This is a genomic window from Brumimicrobium oceani (assembly GCF_003143775.1).
Taxonomy (GTDB): Bacteria; Bacteroidota; Bacteroidia; order Flavobacteriales_D; family Crocinitomicaceae; genus Brumimicrobium; species Brumimicrobium oceani.
This window is the reverse complement of sequence record NZ_QFRJ01000004.1, coordinates 265,924-276,490: the sequence shown is the minus strand read 5'-3', so window position 1 is coordinate 276,490 and position 10,567 is coordinate 265,924. Positions and strand designations below refer to the sequence as shown.

The window sequence follows — 10,567 nt, the reverse complement described above, 5'->3', positions numbered from 1 at the left end:
TGTTTTTATCAAGGGCTGACAATAACGCAAAACCATCTCTGTAAACTCTACTTGAATTCTTTAATTTGATGTGTAAAACCTTTCTGATCTCATCCGTTTCATCTATTGGACTTGGTTTAGATTGATAGTACTCAATTTGCCCTTTTACATAGTTTAAATTGTCGAGTCCATTCAATATTTTATCTTTCACAAAAAACTGACTGCCAACAAGAGCTGATAAAGTAAATATGAAAATAATGTATCCTATTTTAAACTTATTACTCATCAATTAATGTTTGTCAACCTTAATGATAAAGTTAGAATAATTACTGAAGTCATTCTTTCTCAGGGAACGAATGTTTATATCTCTCCTGAATTATGGAGAAAAACACCTGAGAGAGTTAAGGAGTTAATGCTCAAAGATAAAAGTAGAGTGATTTCTGAGGGATTTAGTTTTTTCGATTCAGTTTCCAATGGTTAACTAACATAGAAAGATTGATTCTTGAAATTTAATTGTTTTAGCAGATATATCTGTTTTAATAAGGCAATTTAGACTAACATGACACAAATATCATTATTCCTTTGCCACTTAATTTAAAACTTATATATTGGTCTCGATTTAGGTGTTTAGGTTAGGTTAAAAAGGGAATGAACGCTCGTTTGTTCCCTTTTTTGTTTTTAATCAGTTTTTACTTTTCTTAGTATGTAGTGTCACCATAAATTATATCAAGCACTTCTATTGATGCATTGCCTATATCCGTATGAATAACAGAATTGGTTGAATCTATATAAGCTCTGAGGTATTCTTTTGTTACCAGAGTGGAATGTTATAGAATCTGTTTTTCAGATAAATAGGGTAAGCACTCATGTAATATGTTTAGTGACTGGAACGTTGAAGTCTTGGTAAGAATCAAAAAATCAAGAAAAGGCATGAATAAATTAAGCTTGTTTACTCTAGTTATCGGAATGTTTATTTCGTTGGGTGGTGAGGCTCAAAATTTGAATGAAATAGGAATTGGTTTAACAACCGATTCAGATCATCGATTGTTTTTGAATTATAAATTAGCCCTAAAGGAAAAGCGCTCGATAAATTTTAGACTTTCCCAAGGTTGGGATATTAGAGAAAGTCTTTGGGACCGTAGGTTTTACCAATCAACCTCAACCTCAGAGATTTACTTTGAGGAATCTAACTTAACTCAACGAGATTTGCAAACTAGACTAACCATTGGACCAGAGTTCCAAATTGGAGCGTCAAATTTCAGTTGGGCTGTTGAAGGAATACTGGGCTACCTAGCACAAAGCGAGAAGGTTAGAGGAAACACATATGAGGCCTTCTATAATAATGCCTCTCCACATAATATGTCGTATCTTCATCCTCCGGTTAAAAGTGAGATAACAATTGATAATAAAAGAGAATATTTGGTCACAGGAGTTCAAGGTAGAATATCTCTAAAAGCTATGGCAACAGAAAGGCTTGGAATAAAGCTTTTTGGTGAAATAGGGATGGATTATATTATTGAACTTACAGACATTCAAAAGTACCCTAAAGAAGCCGAACCTGTCCCAGAGCCTAATGAAAATGTTGTTCATTTTGAGATGCCTAGAGATTATTTGATTCCTCAATTTAGAATAGGTGCTACTATTTATTTTGCCCACTAGAAATTTGAAAAGTTTAATTGAAAGATGTTTTATCTTTCAATAAGAGAGCAATAAGCGTAAGTTTGTTTCCCTTTATTTATTATTATTCCAATGACACAAGAATATTTAAAATTGTTAGTTGCTTTCGTTTCGCTCTCAATGACTTTAGCATAAATTTGAGTAGTGCGAATAGAACTATGGCCAAGCATTGAACTTACTGTTTCAATGGGTACGCCATTGGATAATGTGATTTTAGTGGCAAAGGTATGACGAGCAATATGCGAAGTGATTTTTTTATTGATACTGCATATATCCGCAATTTCTTTCAAATAGCCGTTGTATCGTTGATTACTGTTTACTGGAAGCAATCTATTTTTGTTCAAGCAGTATGGATGTTCTCTATATTTCTGTATAATTTCAAGAGCCACTGGAAGTAAAGGAACACTTTCTTTTACGCCTGTTTTTTTACGATTTGTTTTAAGCCAGGATCCACCATCTATTCCTTTAATGATTGCATCATATTCAAATTCGTATATGTCTGCATACGCGAAACCAGTGTAACAACAGAATTTGAAAACATCACGAACCTCAGCTAATCGTTTTATAGAAATATTCTTAAATCTAATTCTGTCTACTTCTTCTTGAGTAAGCACTTCTCTTTTAGGAGCGATGTAGCTACAACGAAAGTTGTTAAATGGGTTTGAAGAAATCCAGTCTAAGCCAACTGACATATTCATTACCGTTTTTAGGTTTTTAATGTACTTGTGTGCTGTGTTTGTATGCAGATTATCTTGCGTAAGCAGATAATGCTCAAACTCGGTGACGAAGCGCAAGCGAAGCTCTGACAATGGCTTGTCTTTTATTTTATACTGATGCTTCATAAAGGCTACGACTTTCTTCTTAGTAATTACGTAGCGCGTGTATGTTTTTTTTGCCGTTTGACCTATCGTGACCTTTTCTTCCATTTTTTTGTTGTGGTAGTCTAAGGCATCCAGGATGGTTTTTTGGGTTGTTTTTGATTGTATTGGTTTGCCTGCTACTATAGACTTGATTTTTTTAGCAGTAATTTCATCATTTGCTGCTAAAAGCTTGTTGTAAGCTTCAAGAACCTTTCCTCTCAACATGTCGAGATAACCATTTATTTGAATAGCGCCTTTGGCTTTATCTTTTACTCTTTGAGCACTAGGTAACCAGGCGTTTTTGTCAACAAAACGATTTGTTGAGATTTCGGCTCTTTTGCCGTTTACAGTGATTCTTAAATAAATCGGGATTTCTCCTGATTTATTAATTCGATTTTTGTTTCCCCACAATAAAGTAGAGAATGAATTAACCTTTGAGTTTTTCATCTTAGAAATTGTTAACCGTTATACATTTGTTTCTTTAGTGAATCTCAAAAACATAAATGTCTATACAGATAATAACAATGGGCATCTAGATGTCATTCGGTTAACAAAACTACAACAAACTCTTGTTAACCGAATTGTTGTAATTTTCTTTGTTATTTGATGTTGTTCTAAGAAATGGTTAAATCACGCAAACCATTATATTTGATGGTATTTAATGAAAAAAGCCTCTCGAATGAGAGGCTTTTAGTTGTCCCACTAGGTCTCGAACCTAGACTCTTCTGTACCAAAAACAGACGTGTTGCCAATTACACCATGGGACAATTTTTAAACAATTTGAAAACCCGTTTGGCTTTCTGCGAGTGCAAATTTATAAACTTTTTATGTAATGACAAGGACTTTTGAGATAAATTTTTTGATATTTTTTTCAGAATTGATTTTCAATAGTATAGATGCTCTATTTTTTTACTGATTTTAGAGGAGATAGCCTATTGAGATACTTTTAACGGGTTTTATTTGTGTTAAAATGAAATAATGTTGCCTATTTATAATTTTAAGATGCATATTTTCGTTCGCAAACTGAATATTATTAACTTCGTGCGATTCAAATTTACACTATGAACTATAAAAAGTTAGACATTTCTATTGGATGGTTGTCATTCTTAATTGCGACAATCGTTTACTTTATTACCGTTGAAGATACTGCCTCTTTGTGGGATTGTGGGGAATATATCACCGCAGCCTATAAGTTGGAAGTTGGTCACCCACCGGGTGCGCCCTTCTTTATGCTTATCGGGAGAGTATTTTCTCTTTTTGCAGGATCTGAAGCTGATGTAGCTTTATGGATCAACCGAATGTCAGCGCTGAGTAGTTCTTTAACTATTCTTTTCTTGTTTTGGTCAATTACTAAGTTGGGTAAAAAAATCGCTGAAAAGGATGGTGATGAAATGTCTAACGGACAAAAAATCGCAATTTTAGGTTCTGGTTTTGTTGGAGCAATGGCTTACACTTTTACCGAATCATTTTGGTTTTCAGCGGTTGAAGGTGAAGTGTATGCAATGTCATCTTTGTTTACTGCGGTTATTTTTTGGGCAGTGTTGAAGTGGGATGAGGAAATGACAATGATTAAACGTGGGCAGTTAAGTCCTGAAATTCGTCCTTTAAGGTGGATGGTATTAATCATGTTCCTATTCGGATTAGCAATCGGAGTTCACTTGTTAGGTTTACTTGTTTTACCTGCCATTGCCTACGTTATATCGCATCAGTTGTACCCTAAAAGTAACCTTAAGACTTTCTTAATTACGGGTATAGCAGGAGTTTTAGCCCTTGGTTTTATACAAAATGGTGTAATTCCAGGAACTATTGCATTGGCGTCTAAAATGGAGATTTTCTTTGTGAATTCTCTCGGACTTCCTTTTGGAGTGGGCGCGGCATTCTTTTTTATTCTTTTAGTCGGAATCTTAGTGGGTGGATTGTATTTCACCAGAAACAAAGGATACAAGTTAGGGAATACAGTCATCCTTGGTTTAATTATGCTCTTTATTGGATATGGATCTTTTGCAACGATTGTCATTCGATCCAATGCAAACCCACCCTTGGATGAAAACAATCCAGAAAATTTAGTAACTCTTCATGCATTCCTAAAGCGTGAGCAATACGGTTCTTGGCCTATTCTTTATGGTGAGTATTTTAATTCTAAACCAGCCAAACAAAGCGAGTTTAAGGATAGATCACCAAACTATGACAGAAGATGGGTTGTTTCAACTAGTTCTGGAACAGATATTATTTCATTTAAAGACAAAGAGCTGGCGGAAAACTACATCAAAAATAGTGGACAGAACTACACTATGGATGAAAAGTATTTCATGATTAACGCGGGCGCAATTGAAAACCAAGTCCCTGTCTACACTCAGAATACCTTGTTCCCTAGGATGTTTGATCGCATGAGTGAACAGAAAATTCGAGGGTATAAAAATTGGTCGGGTTACGATCCTAGTCGAAAGGTGCCACCGAGTCAACTAGGGGAAGACGGAAGACCATTGCCAACCTTTGGAAATAACATTACCTATTTTGTAAATTACCAAGTAGATTGGATGTATTGGAGGTATTTTATGTGGAATTTCTCTGGACGTCAAAACGATATTCAAGGACATGGAGATGAATTTAGAGGAAACTGGCTCTCCGGATTTAATGTAGTGGATGAAGCCCGGCTGGGAGCGCAAGGTGAAAACGCACCTTATTACACACAACACAATCCAAGTAATGCCAAATTTTATTACATCCCGCTTATTTTAGGTTTGATTGGAATGTTCTTCCACTTCCTAAAAGCACCAAAAGATGGTATCGTAGTTGGAATTTTATTCTTGTTAACAGGTTTAGCAATTGTAATCTATCTGAATCAAAAAACATTTGAACCGCGTGAACGAGATTATGCTTACGCTGCTTCGTTTTACACCTTTGCCATTTGGATAGGACTTGGTGTGTACGGGCTGTATGAAGCATTTAGGTCTTTTGGTAAATCCGATTACAAAAAGTTAGGAATCAGTTATGCCGGGTTAGTTTTCTTATGTCTTATCGTGGACATGAGTGCGAACAGAGGAATGCCTGCGACTGCTTCAATATTAATTATTGGTGGAATTGGAGGTGGAGCAATGCTCGCCATGACTATGCTCCGAAAAATTAATGCGCCAAAAGTAGGTGCAGCAGGATTTGCTATTTTATTAGGAATTTCGGCACCTATGCTCCTTGGTGTGCAAGGTTGGGAAGGCCACGATAGGAGTAATCGCTCTCCAGCGCGTTCTTTAGCCTATAATTATTTAATTGGGTTGTCGCCAAATTCTATTGTTTATACGAATGGGGATAACGATACTTTCCCATTATGGTATTTACAAGAGGTTGAAGGGCTCCGTACCGATGTGCGTGTGGCTAACCTCTCTTTAATGCAAACAGATTGGTACTCTAACCAAATGAAGATGCGCGCTTATGAATCTGACCCTTTACCTATTAAGTTCAGAGAAGATCAAATTTTGATGGGTGCAGGAAATACAGATTATGTGCTATTCTTAGATTACGAAATTTATAAAAGAAACCTGTCTACAGAAAAGGCGAATGAGGTGATTAAAAAGAAAATTGAAGGAAATCCGCAGTTGTTTAAAAGTGCACTTTCTCAAATTAGAAGAGGATTGGCGGCGTCTACGCAGGCCATGACTCCAAATAATGAAAAGGCAGCTGATATTCTTCAAAAGGTAAAGGCAGAATTAGAAGCGCCAATCGCTAATCCGGGTTATGAGGACTATGTAAGAATTGATTTGATTATTCGTAAAATTTTTAGTGACGTAGGGAATAATTTGATTTCTGCTGATGAAAATTTATTGAAGCAATTGGAAAACGCTGCAATTACATGGACGCAATCTTGGGATTTCTTGCCTCTCGATTATGCAATGGAGTTTGTGAGAGATGACGCAAACATGATGTCTCAACCAGGAGGCAGAACATTTAGATATTTCCCTGCATCAGGTTTTGTTCTTCCAGTTAATGTTGAAAATGCAGTTGAGGCAGGAATTATTTCAGAGGAGTACGTTGATCAAGCAGAGAGCGAATTGCGTTTCAACTTTAGAAAAGGAGGAATGTTCAATTCTGATGTGCGAGGATTAAGCCGTGAAGAAGTGATGATGATGGATATTTTGGCTAACTTCGATTGGAAACGAGGAATTTATTTCTCTAGTCCAGGAGGTTCCGATGTGGCGAAAGCGCTATACGGACAAGGAATTGTTCATAATTATGGACAAGTACATGGTTTGACGCCTATTAAGAGAGAAGCAGCAAATGATTATGTGCGTGACCTAATGTATGAAAACATTATTAATAAGTACGATTACGCTAATCTCGCTGAGGACGGTGTACTGGTAGATTACTATACAAGGCGTCACACAAGTCAGTATAGAAATAGTTTCATTGATTTGGTTTCTAAGTACATTAGTGACTATGAATTGTCTAAAAATGCTGGTGCTTCGAGCTCTTCTAATCTTAAAGACACAGAGTTCTATGCGGATAGAATTGAAAGCATAATTAATCATTCTCTAGAGAAGTTGCCAATTGACAAGGTGTTTGACTTCGGAGAGCCGCGAGCAACTGGACGTAGATTGCCTAATGGAGAACAAGTGTACTCTGATGGTGCGGTTCCAGATTATGTTAAAGCTTTATTCCAAGTTGGAAAGAACGAATCTGCTGAAAAATTAGCAATTGAATACATGGCTCAATTGGAAACAATGATGAATTATTTCCAACACAGTGATGCTTTAATAGCTTACCAAAGCAAACAAGATTTCATTTCTTTTGCAATGAACTTCCTGCAAGTTTATGCTCAAGTAGTGGTTAATTCACCAGATAGTGAAGCAGCTAATTTCGGAAATGAACTTGACCAGAAATTGACGAGAGATGTTGTAGGTAAAATTGTTGAAGACCTTAGCAATAAAGAAGTGAAGGAAGCTATTCGAGGAGGTAGAACCCGCGTAAGGACGATGGAAAAAGAGGCTTTAGAGTTTGCTAAACTTTATAACGCCTTGCTTACTGAAAACGGATTCCAAAGTGACGATTCTGGAAATCAGTAAAAACATATATAAAATACCAAAAATTGTGGCGTGGATTTTTCCGCGCCGCATTTGGTTTGGGACGAAGGGTAGTGTGTGTCTAACATTCGACGACGGGCCACATCCCGAAATTACGCCTTGGTTGTTAGACGTCTTAAAATCAAATCACATTAAAGCCACATTCTTTTGGCAAGGAAGGCAAATCGAAAAGCATCCTGAGTTATTGAAAAGAGCATTGGAAGAAGGGCATTTAATTGGACACCATGGCTACAATCATGTTTCAGGAAAGAAAATCAATTGGCAAGAATTTAAGCGTAATTTCGAAAAGTCAAACGCTTTGGTAGACTCCGATCTGTTTCGGCCTCCTTATGGCGATCTAACTCAAAAACAGGCGAAATATATCTTGAAAAAAGGAGAGCTTGTGATGTGGAGTTGGATGAGTTATGATTTTGACTCTTCAATTTCAGCTAATGAACTTATTCAAAAGCTTAAAAATCAAGTGGGAGATAGAGATATTTTAGTATTTCACGAAAACGAGAAAACAATTCACAAAATAAAAGAAATTATCCCCGCAATTATTCAAGAAATTCGCGATAAAGGACTTAATTTTGCGCTGGTAGAAAAGAAACGATAGTATTATGAGCGAAGAGAAAAAAACATCATTAGAATCCATTGGAGAATTTGGCTTAATTGAAGAGTTAACAAAGGACTTTAAAAATAAAAGAGGGTCTACAATTTATGGTGTAGGTGACGACGCAGCAGTTATCGAAAAAGATGGCGAAAACGTAATGCTCGTTTCTACGGATGCATTGGTTGAAGGTATTCACTTCAATTTAATGTATACACCATTGATGCATTTAGGCTATAAAGCCGTTGTTGTCAATCTATCAGATATTTATGCAATGAACGGAACAGCTGAGCAAATCACTGTTACAATTGCTGCCTCTAGCCGTTTTCCAAAAGAGGCGCTAGAAGAATTATATAAAGGAATAAAAAAAGCCTGTGACATATACGAAGTTGATTTGGTAGGCGGTGACACCACTTCCTCTGTCTCCGGTTTAATGATTTCAATTACCGCTATTGGAACTGCCAAAAAAGAAGATGTTGTGTACAGAAATGGTGGGAAAGAAAATGAATTGATCGTTGTAACTGGAGATTTAGGCGCTGCGTACATGGGACTTCAAATTTTAGAACGCGAAAAATCAGTTTACAAAGCAAATCCTGATATTCAACCAGATTTAGATGGTTTCGACTATATTTTAGAAAGACAATTGAAACCCGAAGCAAGAAAAGACATTGTTAAATTCTTGGCTGAATTAGGTGTTAAACCTACTTCAATGATTGATGTTTCGGATGGTTTAGCCTCTGAATTATTCCATTTATGTACTCAATCTGATTTGGGAGCAGTTATATATGACGAAAAATTACCCATAGACACTTCAGTTTCTACAACGGCCATAGATTTTGATATTTCTCCAACAACTTGCGTTTTAAACGGAGGAGAAGATTATGAATTGCTATTCTCAATCAAACAAGAAGATTTTGATAAAATCAAAGGAAATCCGCACATGACAGTAATTGGCCATTACGCTGCTAAAGATTCAGGATTGTATTTGGTGGATAAGCAAGGTGCGGCAATTCAGCTGAAAGCTCAGGGGTGGAATCACTTTCATGGACAGAAGGGGAATTAGTAATTGATAATTTGTTTGACTTGGTGTGCGCAGTATTGGCACACGGATGACGTGGATCTACGATCACTATTTTTTTTAAAAAAACATATTTATAGTAATTCTAAAAGCGCAGTTTAGAGAGCGTTAACGCTAGTTAATATTTTGACGCTGTCGCGAGTTTGCAACTCGTGATGTGCGGCAAAATATTCTACCAAGACAATTATCAAAAACCCTTTGCTGATAACTTCCATGAATTCTTTTTATATCAAGCTAAAATTTTCCCGTACTTCGTAAAAACTAAAGCATGATAAACGTAGGAATCTTTTGTGGTGGATATTCATCTGAGTTTGAAATATCTATAAAAAGTGCAAGTATGATTTTGGAGAATCTTCCCAAAGATGAATACAACGCATTTTTAGTGCGTGTAAACGAGGAGGGGTGGTTTGCAGATTATCAAGGTGAATCAGCAGAAGTTTCACCTATTGATTTTACTTTTACTTTAAAAAATGGAGAGCAACTTAAAATTGATTTAGCGCATGTTTATATCCATGGAGATCCTGGAGAAAATGGTAAGCTTCAAGCTTATTTTGAGATGAAAAAACTGCCATTTTTAAACAGTAGCGCGCTTTCCTCCGAACTTTCCTTCGATAAATGGTTTTGTAATCAGTTTTTAAGAGGCTTTGATATCAAAGTAGCAGAATCTCAATTGTTATTGAAAAACTCAAGTTATTCAACCCAGGAGATTGGTGAACGATTGGGCTATCCCTTATTCGTGAAACCAGCAGATTCAGGATCGAGTTATGGAATATCGAAAGTGTATGCTCACGAAGATTTACAAAAAGCAATAGATGACGCGTTCGCAGAGGGAAATACCGTTGTTTGCGAAGCCTTTTTGAAAGGAACAGAAGTTACATGTGGTGTTTATCGTAATGATTCTGGAGTTGTTCCTTTGCCTTGTACAGAAATTGTTTCAGAGTCTGATTTCTTTGATTATGATGCAAAATATCTTGGCAAGTCTCAAGAAATTACGCCCGCGAGAATTAGCGACAAACTAACAAAAGAAATTCAAGACCTCACAGTAGAGATTTATCAATTGCTGCAAATGCGCTCGTTAGCTAGGGTAGATTTTATGATTGTAGAGGACAAACCTTATGTTATTGAAGTGAACACAACACCAGGCTTTTCGTCGGAATCTCTTGTTCCAAAAATGCTTAAATGTGCCGAAATTTCAATTGGCGATTTTTGGAAAGAGATTTATGCTTTCGAAAGAAAACAGTTTGGGGTGTAATGGGTTTTTTAATTGCAATGGTAGGGACGATTTGCAAATCGTCCATACACCCAATTAAAA

At 36.4% G+C, this 10,567-nt stretch carries 8 protein-coding genes and 1 tRNA gene; 6 read left to right on the top strand and 3 right to left on the bottom strand.

Annotated features, from left to right (window positions below; translation table 11 throughout):
- The coding region (locus DIT68_RS07795) for a hypothetical protein (RefSeq protein WP_146194158.1) at positions 1-265 on the bottom strand (265 nt) is incomplete at its 3' end.
- A 6-nt stretch (positions 266-271) separates the two neighbouring features.
- On the opposite strand from DIT68_RS07795, the gene DIT68_RS07790 reads away from it, so the two are divergent.
- Both DIT68_RS07790 and DIT68_RS07785 read left to right on the top strand, forming a co-directional pair.
- Complete coding sequence (locus DIT68_RS07790) at positions 272-460, top strand: hypothetical protein (RefSeq protein ID WP_109359232.1); 189 nt, start codon at positions 272-274, stop codon at positions 458-460.
- 449 nt (positions 461-909) lie between these two features.
- On the top strand, positions 910-1,638 hold the full coding sequence (locus DIT68_RS07785) for a hypothetical protein (RefSeq protein WP_146194156.1): 729 nt from the start codon (positions 910-912) through the stop codon (positions 1,636-1,638).
- 29 nt (positions 1,639-1,667) lie between these two features.
- Here the strand turns inward: DIT68_RS07785 and DIT68_RS07780 are convergent, their stop codons facing one another.
- Both DIT68_RS07780 and DIT68_RS07775 read right to left on the bottom strand, forming a co-directional pair.
- Positions 1,668-2,963 carry a site-specific integrase gene (locus DIT68_RS07780; RefSeq protein WP_109359230.1) on the bottom strand — a complete coding sequence of 432 codons (1,296 nt, stop codon included), beginning with the start codon at positions 2,961-2,963 and terminating at the stop codon, positions 1,668-1,670.
- Between the two features lie 247 nt (positions 2,964-3,210).
- Positions 3,211-3,283: transfer RNA gene (locus DIT68_RS07775), tRNA-Gln, on the bottom strand.
- 294 nt (positions 3,284-3,577) lie between these two features.
- On the opposite strand from DIT68_RS07775, the gene DIT68_RS07770 reads away from it, so the two are divergent.
- The 4 genes from DIT68_RS07770 to DIT68_RS07755 all read left to right on the top strand — a co-directional run bounded on the left by DIT68_RS07770 (position 3,578) and on the right by DIT68_RS07755 (position 10,507).
- Positions 3,578-7,570, top strand: coding sequence for a glycosyltransferase family 117 protein (locus tag DIT68_RS07770; RefSeq protein ID WP_109359229.1), 3,993 nt, complete (start codon positions 3,578-3,580; stop codon positions 7,568-7,570).
- 25 nt (positions 7,571-7,595) lie between these two features.
- Positions 7,596-8,183, top strand: coding sequence for a polysaccharide deacetylase family protein (locus DIT68_RS07765; RefSeq protein ID WP_158276140.1), 588 nt, complete (start codon positions 7,596-7,598; stop codon positions 8,181-8,183).
- A gap of 4 nt (positions 8,184-8,187) precedes the next feature.
- A complete protein-coding gene (thiL, locus tag DIT68_RS07760) occupies positions 8,188-9,240 on the top strand; it encodes a thiamine-phosphate kinase (protein WP_109359227.1) in 1,053 nt (350 codons plus the stop codon).
- A 283-nt stretch (positions 9,241-9,523) separates the two neighbouring features.
- Positions 9,524-10,507: a D-alanine--D-alanine ligase gene (locus DIT68_RS07755; RefSeq protein ID WP_109359226.1), complete on the top strand. Its 984-nt coding sequence runs from the start codon at positions 9,524-9,526 to the stop codon at positions 10,505-10,507.
- Positions 10,508-10,567 lie beyond the last annotated feature (60 nt).

Excerpts from the sequence above, each read along its gene's own strand:
- DIT68_RS07790 (WP_109359232.1), top strand. The coding sequence starts at position 272 with ATGTTTGTCAACCTTAATGATAAAGTTAGAATAATTACTGAAGTCATT.
- DIT68_RS07785 (WP_146194156.1), top strand. The coding sequence starts at position 910 with ATGAATAAATTAAGCTTGTTTACTCTAGTTATCGGAATGTTTATTTCG.
- DIT68_RS07780 (WP_109359230.1), bottom strand. The coding sequence starts at position 2,963 with ATGAAAAACTCAAAGGTTAATTCATTCTCTACTTTATTGTGGGGAAAC.
- DIT68_RS07770 (WP_109359229.1), top strand. The coding sequence starts at position 3,578 with ATGAACTATAAAAAGTTAGACATTTCTATTGGATGGTTGTCATTCTTA.
- thiL (WP_109359227.1), top strand. The coding sequence starts at position 8,188 with ATGAGCGAAGAGAAAAAAACATCATTAGAATCCATTGGAGAATTTGGC.
- DIT68_RS07755 (WP_109359226.1), top strand. The coding sequence starts at position 9,524 with ATGATAAACGTAGGAATCTTTTGTGGTGGATATTCATCTGAGTTTGAA.